The sequence below is a fragment of the Nesterenkonia haasae genome, assembly GCF_010119385.1.
GTDB classification, from domain to species: Bacteria; Actinomycetota; Actinomycetes; order Actinomycetales; family Micrococcaceae; genus Nesterenkonia; species Nesterenkonia haasae.
On sequence record NZ_VFIE01000024.1, the window covers coordinates 126,597 to 142,245 of the forward strand.

At 59.3% G+C, this 15,649-nt stretch carries 13 protein-coding genes; 1 reads left to right on the forward strand and 12 read right to left on the reverse strand.

Features of this window, described 5'->3' with window-relative positions:
• Positions 1-2: 2 nt before the first annotated feature.
• The 9 genes from FH975_RS12550 to FH975_RS12590 form a co-directional block, all read right to left on the reverse strand.
• Positions 3-998, reverse strand: a complete 996-nt coding sequence (locus FH975_RS12550) for an SDR family NAD(P)-dependent oxidoreductase (RefSeq protein WP_162321643.1) — start codon at positions 996-998, stop codon at positions 3-5.
• Between the two features lie 73 nt (positions 999-1,071).
• Positions 1,072-1,542 (reverse strand): MaoC family dehydratase, encoded by a 471-nt coding sequence (locus FH975_RS12555; protein ID WP_162321644.1) that lies wholly within the window; start codon positions 1,540-1,542, stop codon positions 1,072-1,074.
• Positions 1,543-1,654: 112 nt separating this feature from the next.
• Entirely contained in the window at positions 1,655-2,719 is a 1,065-nt protein-coding gene (locus FH975_RS12560) for an ABC transporter substrate-binding protein (RefSeq protein WP_235928712.1), read from the reverse strand.
• A gap of 148 nt (positions 2,720-2,867) precedes the next feature.
• Entirely contained in the window at positions 2,868-4,256 is a 1,389-nt protein-coding gene (locus FH975_RS12565; protein WP_162321646.1) for an FAD-dependent oxidoreductase, read from the reverse strand.
• Between the two features lie 44 nt (positions 4,257-4,300).
• On the reverse strand, positions 4,301-5,995 hold the full coding sequence (locus tag FH975_RS12570; protein ID WP_162321647.1) for a dihydroxy-acid dehydratase domain-containing protein: 1,695 nt from the start codon (positions 5,993-5,995) through the stop codon (positions 4,301-4,303).
• 107 nt (positions 5,996-6,102) lie between these two features.
• Complete coding sequence (locus FH975_RS12575; RefSeq protein WP_162321648.1) at positions 6,103-6,921, reverse strand: IclR family transcriptional regulator; 819 nt, start codon at positions 6,919-6,921, stop codon at positions 6,103-6,105.
• 89 nt (positions 6,922-7,010) lie between these two features.
• Complete coding sequence (locus FH975_RS12580; RefSeq protein WP_162321649.1) at positions 7,011-7,808, reverse strand: ABC transporter permease; 798 nt, start codon at positions 7,806-7,808, stop codon at positions 7,011-7,013.
• A gap of 8 nt (positions 7,809-7,816) precedes the next feature.
• Positions 7,817-8,662 (reverse strand): ABC transporter ATP-binding protein, encoded by an 846-nt coding sequence (locus FH975_RS12585; protein ID WP_202923230.1) that lies wholly within the window; start codon positions 8,660-8,662, stop codon positions 7,817-7,819.
• A gap of 227 nt (positions 8,663-8,889) precedes the next feature.
• A complete protein-coding gene (locus FH975_RS12590) occupies positions 8,890-10,287 on the reverse strand; it encodes an NAD-dependent succinate-semialdehyde dehydrogenase (RefSeq protein WP_162321650.1) in 1,398 nt (465 codons plus the stop codon).
• Between the two features lie 105 nt (positions 10,288-10,392).
• Here FH975_RS12590 and FH975_RS12595 point away from each other — a divergent pair, with 105 nt between their 5' ends.
• Positions 10,393-11,289: a LysR family transcriptional regulator gene (locus FH975_RS12595; RefSeq protein ID WP_162321651.1), complete on the forward strand. Its 897-nt coding sequence runs from the start codon at positions 10,393-10,395 to the stop codon at positions 11,287-11,289.
• Here FH975_RS12595 and madM read toward each other — a convergent pair.
• Genes madM through FH975_RS12610 form a run of 3 tightly spaced genes read right to left on the reverse strand, consistent with a single transcriptional unit; the run spans position 11,256 to position 15,411 of the window.
• The gene (madM, locus tag FH975_RS12600) at positions 11,256-12,020 is read right to left on the reverse strand and encodes a malonate transporter subunit MadM (protein WP_153077885.1); all 765 of its coding nucleotides are present in this window, start codon (positions 12,018-12,020) and stop codon (positions 11,256-11,258) included. The two genes, FH975_RS12595 and madM, sit on opposite strands and share 34 nt — an antisense overlap.
• A 1-nt stretch (position 12,021) precedes the next feature.
• Positions 12,022-12,423: a malonate transporter subunit MadL gene (gene madL, locus FH975_RS12605; RefSeq protein ID WP_162321652.1), complete on the reverse strand. Its 402-nt coding sequence runs from the start codon at positions 12,421-12,423 to the stop codon at positions 12,022-12,024.
• A 30-nt stretch (positions 12,424-12,453) separates the two neighbouring features.
• On the reverse strand, positions 12,454-15,411 hold the full coding sequence (locus tag FH975_RS12610) for an AMP-binding protein (RefSeq protein WP_328821881.1): 2,958 nt from the start codon (positions 15,409-15,411) through the stop codon (positions 12,454-12,456).
• Positions 15,412-15,649 lie beyond the last annotated feature (238 nt).

Genomic DNA, 15,649 nt, shown 5'->3' on the forward strand with positions numbered 1-15,649 from the left:
GATCACTCACCGGAATCGTTCGGTTGGGACAGCGCCCTGTGCTCGCGTGGATCCGGCTTGGGACGCGGGCCTGAGGGTTGGGCGTGGTCGGCGAACTTGTCCCGCCAGGATTGACCGATGGCGGCAACTGTCCACCCGCCGTCGTGATCCGCAGTTACCTGCTCAGCTGGGTGAGAGTACAAGACAAAGCGGTCACCGCCGAGACCGAAGGCTTGGCCCGTGACCGCTGCAGAATCGTCAGAGGCTAACCACACAACGAGGGGCGTGACATCTTCGGGGCCGCCGAGTGCGTGTTCACGGCGGGCAACTGGAGGGAGCGGCATGCCCCGCTCGAAGGCTTCGGCCCACTCGTGGTAGGCAGGAATGGTCGCAGTCATCGCGGTCATCGCGGTAGGGACTACAATATTGACGTTAATCTTGTCCCGTGCAAGCTCCATGGACCAAGTGCGCCCGAGACCGACGATGCCTGCTTTGGCGGATGCGTAGTTGGACTGGCCGAACGAGCCGAACTGGCCTGCTGGGGACCCGATGAGGATCACACGGCCGCCTTCTCCCTGTGCCTTCATCTGTTGGATGGCTGCCTTGCCGCAGGTCCATGAGCCCTTGAGGTGGGTCTCAATGACAGTGTCGAAGTCCTCTTCTGTCATCTTCCACGTGACGCGGTCTCGCAGGACACCGGCGTTAGTCACCATAATGTCGAGGCGTCCGTATTGTTTCGTGGCCTTCTCCACCAACTTCACGGCGGCAGCCTCAGGCCCGATTCTTCCAGTGGCAGCCATGGCGCTCCCCCCGCCGTTAATGATCTCACTGGCCACCGTCGAGGCGGAATTCTCTTCGGCGTCGTTGACGACGACGGCGGCACCTGCGGCCGCGAGCGCCAATGCGTAACCGCGGCCAAGACCGCGTCCTGCACCTGTGACGATGGCGACTTTGCCAGCGAGGCTTCTGGGATCAATTCGTTCGCTGTAACTTTGCAGGCTGCTTTCTTGAGTCGTCATGGCACACGTTCTCCCTAACCTCTATAGCTCTAGCTGGTACCAAAAGAAGTAAGGCGATGGCCCGTTGGCCGCCTCACCGGTAGAACCGCAACACCTGGTTGGCAATAGCGGCGGGCTTACGACTTCCTTCCAGTTCCCACGTCAGGCTGATGTGGACCTGATATCCGCCATCGATCTCTCTAACCTCGCTGATCTCCCCAAGGAGCCGGACACGACTATTGGCTGGCACCGGAGCCGGGAAGCGTAGCCTGTCCAGTCCGTAGTTGATGCCGGATCCGACCTCAGTGATCTTGAATATCTCCTTCATGAGCGGCACCACCCTGCTAAGAGTCAAGTATCCATGTGCCACCACGGTGCCGAATGGACTCTTCTTGGCTGCCTCAGGGTCCACGTGAATAGGATTGTGATCTCCGGAAACCTCGGCGTAGAGGCGGATGTCTTCTTGAGTGATGGTGTGCCAGGCGGAGGGCCCAAATGGCGCCCCCGCTAACTCTGGAAGCTTGCCTATCGGTGCGGTCAAGATTTTTTGGGCCTGGTCAGGCATAGGTCCCTCCGGTCATTGAATAAAGACAACCAATATGTGTGCCGTGTCACATTTAGTATCAGGTTGCCTGAATCAAGGGTCAAGTAGCTTTCCGCCCAGTGGGCATTTCCGATCAACTCTGAAGCAGACTGTTGTTGAACCAACTATCGGGGTCCTCCACCGGGTCGATGAAACCTGCGCCTTCGAGCTCCTGCAAACCCTCCGCCCAGATGTCCGCTTCGGTGTACAGAGGGTCAGGCTCGTCATTGTTGACGAAGTTCTCTATTTGGACATCGATGGCGTCTGCGGCAACACTGTCGCTGTCTAAGCTCGAGAAGGAGTACTCCTCACGCAGCGTGGCGATGGCTGAAGGGGGGTCATCCACGATCGACTCGACCGCGTCAGAGAGCGCAGCAAGGTAGGCCCTTACTTGCTCTGCGCTGTTCTCGATGTGCTCCTCGGTGGTCACGAAATACTGCCGGTCTGAGACCACGGGGGCAAGGTCTCCGAGAACGACAGCATCGGCTTCATCTTCCATCTCCTGCAGCAGGAAACTCTGATCCGGGCTGGTGAGGAAACCGTCGATCTGCCCTCGGCCAATCATTTCCCAAGAGGCTGGGGTGGGTGCAACAACCTGCATGGTGACGTCATCGGGGTCGATGCCGCCATGCTGCAGGGTCAATCGCAGATTGTTCTCAGTGCTGCCGCCCTCCGAGGGGATGCCGATGGTCTTTCCGACGAAGTCCTGCGGACTGGAGAGCCGGTTCCTCTGCGAAAAATTAATGCGCTGCGCGGGGCCTCGTCCAATAGTGCCGATGTTAACGAGAGGTTGGCCCTCCTGCCGGGCCAGTACAAGGTCAATGGTGTTGCAGCGGGCGATCAGCCCGACGCCGGAGATGACTGCCTGCAGCGCCGGCGCGGTACCCCTGGCCTCCTCCACTTGAAGATCAATGCTGTGCTCAGCGGCGTATCCGCCGGCTATAGCCATCATCTCCGCAGCGTATGAGAGTGTGTCGAACGGTAAGAAGCTGACATAGGTCACCTCACCGAGACTTGTGTCGCTGCCTCTGTTGTTATCGCAAGCCACCAGTGACTTCGCACCTGCTGCGGCGATAATCCCAAGCCCGCCAGCACGGAAAAAACTACGACGACTCATTCCCGCAGGGGGGTCTCCGAGAGTTGACAGGTTGGGCGTCATTGACCGATGCATCATTTCTCCTTGGACTAGGTCCAGCATTAAAGGGATTTCACCACGGTTTATAGTCATGACCCTGGTCGATCGCTACTCAGGTCTGTTTACCTCCCTTGCGCTGGATTTTTGGGCGATAGTCGACTTCTCTTGCACATCAGACCGCCGGAACAGTAGGCGGCGACTCTTTGAATGTGTCGGGGGCGAGGTCTGCGCCGAGGTAAGCACCCGTTTCCTGAAGTCTGCGCTGCAATACCGGAATCTCGACGTCGGCCACACCCGCCGCCTCAGAGAGGGCGATATCAGCGGCGATACCGGCTGCTTGACCCATGACGAAACAAGGACCTGTCACCCGCGCTGAGGACTGGCCCCCCTGCGTCATTGACGCCGAACGACCCACCGTCAACAGATTCTCCACCTGCTGCGGCACCAGCATGCGGTAGGGCAACTGATTGAAGCCGCGAGACTGCTCATCAGCATGCGGAAAACGGAACTCAACCGTTCCTTTAACGTGTGCCTCCACCGGCCAGCCCTGAACACCAATAGCGTCATCGAAGTTCACGCAGGAGAGGATGTCGTCCTCGCTAAGTTGATATACCCCCACTGTCCGCCGTGTCTCGCGGATACCCACCTGCGGGGCAATGTCGACTATGTAGGAGTTCTCGAATCCAGGAGTGCGGCGCTTGACGAAGTCGAAGACTTCCCATACCTGCTGGCGTCCCTGGAGCTCCCCTTTGGTCAGTTGCCGGACGTCGGTGCCATCAATAGCTGAACCGTCGTCGTTGGAGAGCTGGGTGAGGTTTGAGCGCCATTCCAACGGATTACGCTGGGGCCGAACGATCGGCTTCTTCCGTGGGAACTTCTGCTCACCGCGCGCTTCAGCCTCCTCCATGAGCCGTGCGACCGTCCTCCAGGCCTCCCCGGCTTCGTTGTAATCAACCCCATTTATCCGGAACATCAGTGAGGGATACAGCAGATCTGGGGACTTCTCTATGGGGGCGCCGGCCAGATGAGCTAGGTCTGCGTCACCGGAGCCGTCGATAAAGACTCTTCCGCGAATGGCCTCCCGGCCAGATTTCGATTCCACGATTACTGTGTCAATCTGCTGTTCATTGTTCGTCGTTAGCCCAACGACGGAGGCATGGAAGAGGATTTCCGTCCCGCCTTTGAGCAGTAGCTCATCCAGGGCCACCTTATAGGCGGAAATATCGTAGGCCTGAGCCTGAATCCTGTTCTGGACGCTAAAGTGCGGCTTACTGATGGCGTTCATATGTTCAAGCCGCTCGATGAGCTCATCACAGTATCCACGGACTACTCGCTTGTGTTCACCATGCACCCGTGCATGCAAGCCGCAAAAGGTGCTGAGCCCTCCCATCGTCCCCGCACCTCCAAGAAATCCGTAACGTTCGACCATCAATGTGGACCGCCCTGTGCGCGAGGCTGTAGTAGCGGCCATCAGTCCAGCTGGACCTCCACCGACGACGATGACGTCGTATTCTCCGACTACGGGGGTGCTACGGGCGGGTTCGCGAATCGCAGTGTTCATGCTTATGCTCCTCAGGTCGCGGTTGCTGGCTTAAGGTGTGACATTCAGGCTTTCGGCGCAGAGCAAGGTCCGTTTCCGCAAAGCACGGCTCCGCAAGCAAGCGGTTGTACGGTGGCACGGTACTGGTCGAGCAGGCCGCTGAAATCCTCAGTTGCCGGTGGCGCCTGGTAGGGGGGCCGCGCCGCAAGTACTTCCTCATCCACCAGAAGGTCAACAGTGCCGGTAATCAGGTCAATGTGGACCTGATCGCCGTTCTGCATTCTCCCCAGGGGTCCGTCAGCTGCGGCCTCGGGAGAAGCCTCCCCGACGACGATCCCACGGTTGACAAGTCCACTGAGCTGGCCATCGGAGATCACTGCGACTTTCTCGCTCAGACCGCGACCGTTCAGGGCGAAGATAAAGGCCGAGACCATGCCCATGGCCGGGCCGCCGGTAACCCCGAGGCCGCGTATCACCGCGACGTCACCAGGCTGTATGTCCCCGCGCGACACCGCCTCGATGCCTTCTTCCCGTGAATGAAAAATCTTGGCTGGTCCAGTAAATTCGAATGGTCCAGGATCCGGAATCGGACGTTTGACCACCGCCCCTTCGGGAACCAGCGAACCTTTGACCACCACGATGGCTGGCGAGGTGGACAAGGGTGCGTCGAGCGGGCGTACTACCTTTCCATCTGCTGGTTTGGCTGTTTCAAGGTTCTCGACCAGCGTCTTCCCAGTGATGGTCAGCTGGTCGCCACCAATGAGTGGCAACAGCTCTTTCAGGACGGTGGCTGCACCACCGGACGCTTCGAGATCCTCAACTAGGTGGTCCCCGTTCGGACGGATTGAGCACAGGGTAGGGGTCTCTCGCCCCAGCTTTCGATAGGTCTCCCAGACGTCGATGTCGAGACCGGTCTCGACGGCAACAGCCTGAAGGTGCTTGATGGTGTTGTTCGAGCCGCCCACTGAAAGCATGGTGCGGACAGCAGTATTGACGCTGGCGTTGGTCATAATCCGCCTCGGCGTAAGGTTCTTCTCGACGGCCACTGCGATGGCGTCCACGGAGCGGTCGACCACATCCCACATATGTTCCGAGTTCGCTTGCACTGGCGCGGCGTGAGGCACTGTCATACCTAGAGCTTCGGCGACCATGTGCATAGAATTGGCAGTTGCTAGACCTGAACAGACTCCCGGGCTCCGGATCGCATCATCGGCCTGACGCAGAACATCGTCCTCGATCTTGCCGTCCATCGCCTGCACAGCAGACTTGAAAAAGACCTCTTCGACATCGGAGTCGCCGCCCTCGGCCAGCCCGCTGCGCTGGTATCCGCAGGGGATGATGATGGTGGGGATATTGAGCCGGCCTGCTGCCATGAGGTGACCGGGGGTGGTTTTGTCGCAGGAGCTCAGGCAGATCATAGCGTCGAGCTGGGCGCCCTCCACCATCACCTCGATGTCGTTGGTGATGAGATCGCGAGAAGGAAGAATATACCGTCCTCCCTTGCCTGCGCTGGTCACGAAATCTGAGGGTGCCGCGGTGCGGATCTCAAAGGGAAGAAGCCCAGTCTCATATGCGCGCGTCTTGAGCACATTTACGATTTCGTCGAGATGCGCGAAGCAGGCGGCAAGATCATTGGAGGTATTGACCAGGGCGACCTTTGGGCGTTCCATGTCCTCAGGATTGATACCCAGAGACACCCACTGTGCACGGCGGATCACCGTTCGTGCATTATTCGCGCCGAAGTTGCTTCGTAACGCCATTCTTCTCCTTCTGCACCATCATCATTGACGGAATGTAGGGCCCATCACCGAATGGCCGGCGACAAGCATGGTTCTGCGAAGAGAGTTACTGAACCGTGTCATAGGTCTCAGAAACGCGACAAGCTACTTTTCCGCGCAGTCGAATTCCTTGGGCTTCCAAGCCCTTGTTCCCAAGCGGTGCGCTGGATGGCTCGTGCTGCGCTGCGGATCATGTGACCATAGGGAGTTTCGGTTGCTCCTTCTGGCACAACTACCGAGATCGAGGCAAGAGGCAGCCCGAACTGGTCTAGGATCGGAGCCCCAACCCCGACTCGTGGAAATGTCTTGTTGTTGTTGACGCTGTAACCGTCCGCCCGCGCCCGGGCCAGCGCCCGTCGCACCTCAGCAGGGGACTCTTGTCCCAGCCCACCTTTCAGTTCTAGACCAAGGAGATATTCCTCCTGGAATTCCGGTTCGAGGAAAGCCAGCAAAGCCATCCCCACAGCGACGATGTGATACGGATCCCGCTGACCGATACGCGGTCGTTCTTGACCGGCCTCCCTGGGACGCAAGCTTTCGACCACTGTGACCTCGCTGCCTTGCGGAACTCCCAAATGAATGGGGAAGCCGGTGATCGAATAGAGATCCTGCATGAAGGGCAGGGCTGCTCGCTGGATGCCGTGGGTCTTCGGCGTCAGAAGACCAAACTTCCAGACGTCGACGCCCATGCAGAGCCTGGCCTCCTCATCACGTTCCAGCATCCCTAGCTCGAGAAGTTCAGACACCATGCGATGCGTGGTCGATAGAGGGAGGCCAGCTCTACGGCTAAGCTCGGAGAGCGTCAGGTTGGTGTGCTTGTAGTCGAAAGCCGAGAGCAGCCGGTACAGACGCTCCAATGATGAACGCTTATCTGCGGACTTGCGCCGCCCACGCTGGTTGGCATTCATAGCAGAACTACGTCCTATATCACTCTGTGTGCGCGAGGTGCCTACCGCCTGCCGGGCATCAGCTTGTCTTCGCTCTGGCGACACTGCACTCATACGCTGACTCCCCGTGAGGCATAGACCGACTCGTGCCACGGGATCAGGAACCGCTTGAGCAGGAAGACCATCCCGTAGAAGATGAGGCCGACTACCGAAAGGATCACGATTACCGCGAACAGTCCAGGAGCGTCCATCTGGTTCAGCGTCCGGACAATGAGGTAACCGAGACCCTCATTTCCTCCCAAGTACTCACCTACAATGGCGCCGATGACGGCAAGCACCACGCCAGTCTCCATTCCGGCCAAGAGATAGGGCATCACGGAGCGGACCTCGAGGTTGGAGAAACGCTGAGCCTTAGTGGCGTTGAGCGAGCTCATCACGTCCCGGTGGCCCGGGTCCACCGATTTCACACCCAGGAGCACGTTGAGCATGATCGGAAAGAAGGCCAGCACAGTAGCTATCACGATTTTGGAGCCCATCCCGAAGCCGAACCAGATCACGAACAGCGGGACGAACGCGATGTTGGGAATAATGTAAAGCAGCACAAATACGGGCCGCAGAGTCAACTCCAACCACACGATCTTGCCCAGCAGCACACCAAAGAAAACACCAAGGAGTACGGCCAAGGTGAATCCGATGACTACCTCGGTGACCGTGGTCATCGTGTGGTTCCAGGTATCGGACTCCTGTACGAGCTCGATCAGGCGGTTACCGATCATCGAAGGCGGCGGGAGGATAAGAGTGGACACTTCCATCACCCGTACTGAGACCTCCCAGATCAGGCATAACAGCACAATGACGGCGGGGGCGCCGATCCAGGAAAGGTACTTCTGCAGGGTGGAATTCCGCATATTCAAAGTTACCCTTCCAAAGCGTCACGGAGCTTGCGTATCCGTTCGCCGAAGGCCGGCGTCGTCTGCACATCGACGGAGCGCGGGCGGGCGATGCCAACATCAGTAATTTCTTCGATACGGCCTGGCCGCGGGGAGAGTTGAATGACCCTGTCGCCGAGAAATACCGCTTCGGAGATATCGTGGGTGACGAAGACGACGGTAACTTGAGTCGCCAGAGAGATACGCTGCAGCTCGAGGTTCATCTTTTCTCTCGTCATCGCATCCAGGGCCCCGAAAGGCTCATCCATGAGCAGGAGTTCTGGCCCCCGCGAAAGAGCTCGGGCGATCGCAACACGCTGACGCATACCGCCCGAGAGCTCCCGGGGATAGGAGTTGAAGAAGCCTCCAAGACCCACCAGGTCAGCAAGCTCGCGGGCGCGCTTGCGACGCTCTGTCTTATTCACACCGCGCAGCTTGAGCGGCAGAGCGATGTTGTCTGTCACGTCGAACCACGGGAAGAGGTTCGCTTCCTGGAACACGACGCCGAGCTGCTCGATCACACTAGTATCCACCTGCGATCGTCGCCACAGTGGACTGCCATTTACGAGGATATTTCCGCTACTCGGAGGTAACAGGCCAGCCATAACACGCAAAAGGGTGGACTTACCGCAGCCAGACCTTCCGATTAACGAAACCGTCTCCCCTTCGGCGATTTGCAGATTGATGTCCTTTAGGGCCTCGGTGCGCTGCTTCTTGACCTGAAAAGTCTTCGAGACCCCGTCAATCGAGATCTTCACCCGTGAAGGTGAGGGCCGGAAATCACCAGCGACCGAGGAGCCGGGGTTCGCACTCGCCTGGCTAGGTTGAGTCACGAGATGTACCTCCTAGCAGCGTGACTAGCATCACACCGCTAGCCTGCCTGCGAGGCATGAGATTGGATAGACATCCTTCCACTAGCCGGAACTCACCACAGCCGGATGAGGCCCCCTGGACGAAGAAGTAGCCAGCCACCCCCTAGCCAGCGAGCACCATGCTAGTCACTATTCGTGAGGGAAGCACGATCGTCTTGACCCGCCCTTCAGCTGCTTGCCAACGCTGATCACTGCGGCCAATCCACTGACAGGTACTGGGGTTCAGTGAACTCTTCAATGCCCCAGTGGCCGCCTTCGCGCCCGAGGCCAGCCTGTTTAACTCCTCCGAAGGGCGCGCTGGGGTCCGAGACGATGCCGCGGTTGACTCCGACCATGCCCGCCTCCAGGCGCTCCCCGATGCGTAGAGCATCTTGGAGGTTGCCGGCGTAGACGTAGGAGGAAAGGCCGACTTCTGCTGCGTTGGCCTGTGCAAGCATCTCCTCGGTGTCGTCCCAGACCACCACCGGGGCCACGGGACCGAAAATCTCCTCTGAGAGGATGTCCGCATCGGCAGGCACATCGCGCAGCAAGGTGGGCGCAACGAAGGCCTCAGTTGCCAGCTCCTCAGGCAGCTGGGCCTGGTAGGCGATTGTGGCGCCGTCGTTCTGCGCTGAATCGAGCAGCTGCCGCACTCCAACGGCGGCCTGATCGTGGATCAGCGGACCAATCTGCGCACCCTGGGCCGGATCACCGACTTTCAGCTGGCTTATCCGCGTACCGAAGGCCTCGATAAACTCCTCAGCTACCTCCGCGTGGACGTAGAAGCGATTGGCGGCGGTACAGGCTTGACCTGAGTTGCGGAACTTGGCCACCATCGCGCCTTCGACCGCAGCCTTCACATCGGCGTCAGCTGTGACGATGAACGGAGCGTTTCCGCCGAGCTCCATAGAGGCATTGACCACCCGTTCTGCGCACTGGGCCAGGAGAGTGCGGCCTACCGGGGTCGAGCCGGTGAAGGAGAGTTTCTTGATTCGGTCGTCGCCCAGCAGCGCGGTGACGACCTCGCGGGTCGCGGTGGTGGTTGCCACCTGGACCGCACCCTCCGGCACTCCGGCCTGAATGAGGATTTCGGCGATCGCGATCGCTGTCAGGGGGGTTTCGCGGGCCGGCTTGAGGACGACTGTGCAGCCGGCCGCCAGGGCGGGCCCCATCTTTCGGGTCGCCATGGCAGCAGGGAAGTTCCATGGCGTGATCAGCAGAGCCACACCGACTGGATGGTGGGTGACGACGTTGCGCACCCCTCCCGCAGGAGCCGTGGTGTACTCACCGCTAAGCCGCACGGCCTCTTCGGCATACCAGCGGAAGAATTCCGCAGCGTACCGAACTTCGGCTTCGGCATCAGCCTGGGACTTACCGTTTTCAGCAACGATGAGGTCCCGCAGTCGCTGCACATCGGCAATCATCAAGTCGTAAGCCTTGTTCAGCACGTCAGCACGGTGCCGGGGGGCTACGTTCTTCCAGTGCTGAAACGCCTCATGCGCTTCCTGTACCTGTGCGAGCGCTTGCTCGGCGGTCAGGTCCACCACCTCTTCGAGGAGCTTCCCAGTTGCAGGATTGGTGACAGAAAAGGTTGATCGAGTGGTCATCAACGCTCCAATGTGGGCTTGGCGTGGAGGAGGGCGATTCCAGCTTCACACCTGGTATTCATGCCGTCCAATACCTGGATGTGCTGGATAGTATGCTTGGTAAGCATGGATACTCGTTTGCTGCGGTACTTCGTCACCGTCGTCGAATCCGGCACGGTGTCAGCAGCCGCTCAGCAGCTTCATATGACACAACCCTCACTGTCACGACAGGTCCGGCAACTGGAACGTGAGCTGAACCTGAGGCTGTTTCTCCGGCAAAGTGGTCGGCTGCATCTGACCACGGAAGGCCGCGAGTTCCTCGAGACGGCGAAGGATCTGCTGCACCGGCATCGCGAGGCGGCCGAATACGCTGCACAGCTGGCGAATGGTCGTATGGCAAGGATCTCCCTGGCGGCACCGACCACAACACTGACTGACATCGTCGCCCCTTTCGTGGCCACATTCCGACCCGAGGACCCTGTGCCCTCAGTCAGCGAGATAGCGATCGATTCCGAAACCGCCCGCACCCTAGGCAGCTATGACATGGTCATTGCTCCGGTGAGGTGGCCGCAGAGCGCCCATGCGCCCCATTTGGCCAGTCTTCCGGTATGGGCTTACGTACCGCCCCACCACCGGTGGGCTGGTCAGCAGCACGTGAACCTGGAAGCCCTTGTGGACGAGACTCTCATTCTGCCCACCATGCGTTTCAAGGCCAGACGCGTCTTTGAAGCGGCACTCGATCATGCCGAGCTCAGACCTGTGACGACGTTGGAGACTCGACACAGCCAAGTGGCGCAAGCGCTAGCAGCTGCCGGACGCGGTGTTGCGATCCTGACCGACGACGCCCGCTACGGCCTTCAACCACTGCTGATCCACCATCAGGGCCAACCGCTCCAGATACATCTCTACGCCGCATGGAGAGCCGGACACCACGCTCACGGCACATTGACCGAGTTCGCCGAGCGACTCAAAGAATTCTGTCAGATCCGTTATCCGCCGAACAGGAACCTGAGCGCGAAGTAGAAGACGCTCGGCCCCAGGAGGCACCCGAGGCCGGTGTAGAAAGTTGCTGTCATCGCTCCATAAGGCACCAGGCGCTTATCAGTGGCAGCCAACCCTCCTGCTACCCCGGATGTGGTGCCCATCAGACCCCCATAGGCCATCGCCGCTTTAGGGTTGTTGAGGCCAATCAGTGGCGCGATCATGGGCGTACCTACCATCACGATTACGGCTTTCACCAGACCAGCCGCCACGGATAGGGCAATCACATCTGAGCTCGCCCCGACAGCAGTCCCCGTCACTGGGCCCACGATGTAGGTGGCTGCCCCTGAGCCGACGGTAGCCATTGACTCTGGGTCCGTGTAACCGAAGGCAGCGGCGACAGCGGCACCGGCGATAAACGAGACGAACACCCCAAGGATCAGGGCCAACCCTCCCGCGGCTCCGGCCTTCTTGATTTCCTGAAGATCGACGCCGTAGGCCGTGGCGACGATCGCGAAGTCCCGCAGCATGGCTCCACCCATGAGGCCGAGGCCACTGAAGATGGCAATATCGGCCATGCCAGCCTCGCCGCCTGTTTGGATTCCTCCAAAATAGGCGAGGACGAGTCCCAGGATGATGGCGATGGCCGAGCCTTGGAGTCGGCCTCGAGTGAGGGTCTTCGAAAGCCAGCCGGAGACGAGCATCATGGCTCCGACGACGACGAAGGCAAAGAGCAGTCCGTTGCGTTCAAGAACGCCTGCAATGAGATCCATCTCAGGCCTCCATCTTTTCTTCTTCGGTCATCGGCGGCAGAGGTTCAGATCGCTCACCAATCCGTGAGATGACAGGCACCAGGGCTGCTCCAGCGGCCAGTGCGGCGACTCCGGCAAGGATGGCCATGGGACCACCCTCGATGGCCTCCGCGACGTTCTGTGTAGCTGCCATGGCAATCACGATGGGGATGTAGAGGGCGCTCCAGAAGAGCACACCTTGTTCGGTCGGTTTGGGGAATAGCCCCTTCCTGCGCAGCCATGCGCTGACCAATACGAGCATGATCATGGCGAAGCCGACACCGCCGACATTCGCATCGACGCCGACGAAGACCCCGATGAGATCTCCAATGATCATTCCTACCAGCATGCACAGCGCGAGTGCTGCTACTCCATAGAGCACCATGATGTGCCTCCTTCAGATATTTGCGGTCGGTCAGACGCCGGTTGAGTTGAAAAGGTCGGCAAACCGTTCACGAAGAGCGACTTTTTGAACCTTGCCCATGACGTTGCGGGGCAGGACGTCGATGATTTGCACAGCTTTGGGTTGCTTGAACCGCGCCAAGTCATCTGCGATGAACGCGACGATGTCATCACCTTGCGGATCCTTGCCTGCGACTGGCACCACCACAGCCACCACTGCCTCACCCAGGTCAGGGTGCGGCACACCAATCACCGCTGATTCCTGAATGTCGGGATGAGCGTCGAGGTGCTCTTCCACCTCTTTGGGGTACACGTTGTAACCACCCGAGATCACCAGATCCTTATCCCTGCCCACGATGCATAGGTACCCGTCCTCGTCTATGCGTCCGAGATCTCCCGTGATGAAGAAACCGTCTTCCCGAAACTCTTCGACGGTTTTTTCTGGCATCTGCCAATAGCCGCTGAAGACATTGGGGCCGCGCACCTCTACTAATCCGACGTCCCCGTCTTGGACTGGACTGTGTGATTCGCGGTCGACCACGCGAATGTCGATTCCTGGGAAGGGGGTGCCCACAGTGCCAGGCTTACGAGGTCCACCCGAATACGGGTTGGTGGCGTTCATCCCGGTCTCTGTCATTCCGTAGCGCTCCACGATGGCGTGACCGGTGCGTTCCTGGAAAGCTTCGTGGTCACTGGCCAACAGGGGCGCGGAGCCAGAAACAAAGAGCCGCATGGCGGTACACGCCTCGGCTGTAAGCCGCTGATTCTTCAGCAGCCTGGTGTAGAAGGTGGGGACACCCATCAGGACCGTCGCCTGTGAGAAAAGGTCAATGACCTCCTCTGCGTCAAACTTTGGCAGATAGTGCATCGATGCACCGGCCGCCAAAGTCATATTCGCTGCTACAAAAAGTCCATGAATGTGGAAGATGGGCAGGGCGTGGATGAGGACGTCCTCAGCGGTGTACTCCCAGGTCTCCAGAAGTGCTTGGCAGTTGGAGGCCAGATTCTGGTGAGTGAGCATTGCACCCTTGGAACGTCCTGTGGTCCCAGAGGTGTAGAGAATGGAGGCGAGGTTATCCGGCCCTGCTTCGAAAATCCCTGTATGCCGTCGATTGGCCCTGAGCAATGTGCCATCCTGGTCGGTGCCCAGGGTCTCCACAACCACACCCTGGCGGTGTGCATGCTCCGTCGCCGCCTCGGGTGAGCACACGAGAACCCGTGGCGTGGCATCGGCGATGAAGTAGTCCATCTCTTTACTGGTGTATGCCGTGTTCAGCGGAAGAAACACTGCACCGATCTGCAGTGAAGCCAGGTACAGCGCAATGGCTTCCGGTGATTTCTCCACCTGCATTGCCACCCGATCACCAGGTTCGACCCCGTCATCAATGAGTGTGGCTGCAATGTGCTGCACGGTCTCCAACGTCTGGGTGTAGCTGATCGTCCTGTCATTAGGCAGCAGAAAGAGCGGCTTGCTCGGGGACTCTTCCACGCGTCTAAGAAATTGTTGGTAAATGGTGGTGAAGGGTTCTGACATGGGCGAATGTCCTTTCATTGTGGTGTATTCGGGTTCCTCCCGCGTGGTCTCGCCATCGTTCAGCAGACCCAACATCTGCGGGCTGAGTGCAATTGCCCGGTGCCGGGCAAACTCTTCATGGAGCCTCTCCAACTTTTCGGGTTGATAGCGATAATTGATCATCACGCCATAGGACTGCTTCCAGGCTGCAGATTCCGGATTCGCCGGCCACTGCAGCTCCCATGCCATGGCGCCGTTGCCAAGGTGGAAGCGTGCTACCGGGTCCAGTGGCTTTCTGTCGCTGCGTCGGCTCTCAGCAATGTAAGTGGCGACCACTGGGAAGAGTCGGCTGCGTAGCCTCTCCACCGTGTCCTTGGGCAGTTTAGGCTTCTCCCCCAGTAACCGGGCCCTAGCGTCGTCGTTCTGCGAGCTGTCAAGTTTGCCGCCGAGGGACTCGATGTCTTCCTTCAACTGCGCGTAGCTGGCGTCACCCAGGTCGGCACGCCGCTCTGCTTCAGCGTCAAACCACTGTCGAAAACCGGGGATCGGGGAGAGCGTCACGTAGTTCTCCAGGTGCGGAAGCTGGTCTCGGACGTGGTCGATCACCTGTTTGATAAGGAGGTTTCCGAACGAGACTCCCGCCAGCCCGTCCAGCGCATTGTTGATGGAGTAGAGAACGGCGGTGTCTGCCCTGGCAGGATTGATTGCTGAATCCGGATGCAGAAGGGGGCTGATATGCGCGGGAACCCCGCGGACCAGGGCGACCTCGACGAAGATCAGGGGAACGTTACCTGTCGCGGGGTGGAAGAAGGCGTACATGGTGCGGTCTTTGGGCTGGAGCCTGTCCCGAAGATCGCGCCGGCGCCTCATTGGGTGGACCTTTTCATACCTGACGAGGTGGTCATGAATTTCTCTGGGTGAGTCCCAGGTGATCTCTTCCATCCGCAAAAAGCCGCGATTGAACCAGGAGGCCAGGAGATGCTGGAAATCCGCATCGACGGGGGCGAGCTCAGGGTGCGCCCTCAGGAGTCTGCGCAAATCAGCGCGCATGTTCACCAGTGCCAGCGTGGCATTGGGCGCGTGGTTGATCCGGCGCAGCAACTGTTGCCGGCGGGGTTCTACTGCGACGAACAGCTCAGTGAGATCTTGGTGACCGCGGTGCTGTTCCCACGTGCGGTAGGCGCTCTGCAGCCGATCAGCATCCACCCCGTAGGCGTCCAACAGGTGGTGGAAGAAACTGGACTTCTCTGAATCTGACAGCTGCGCGTAGCTGTCGAGAGCGCGTTCGGCGACTGCGCGTATTGAGGCTTCACCGATATCGCTCACAAGCACCTCGCAAGCGGCCCTCAACTGTTCGGCGGGTGACGCCTGCGCCTCTGGAACTCGGTCATCCTCCCGACGTTGGCCGCCAAGGACGCGGAAGAGGTCCGCCAACAGCCACCGGTCGTTTCGTCCCACTGAAATCCTCATCTCGTGATACATATCTGGACTTTTGTGATGTATACAACAGCGAGCCTAACGCATACAAGTGACCTGTGCCACATGCGGCAAAAAATGCTCATCCTGTGCTGAGACGCCGGCAAGCGGTCGCCCCGAACAGCTAAGCTCGACACTCAAGGAGGTGCCGCATGGCCCAGATGCCAGAATCCCAACGAGTACGTGAGGCGCTGGAGAATGGAATCGTAGACGGGCACTA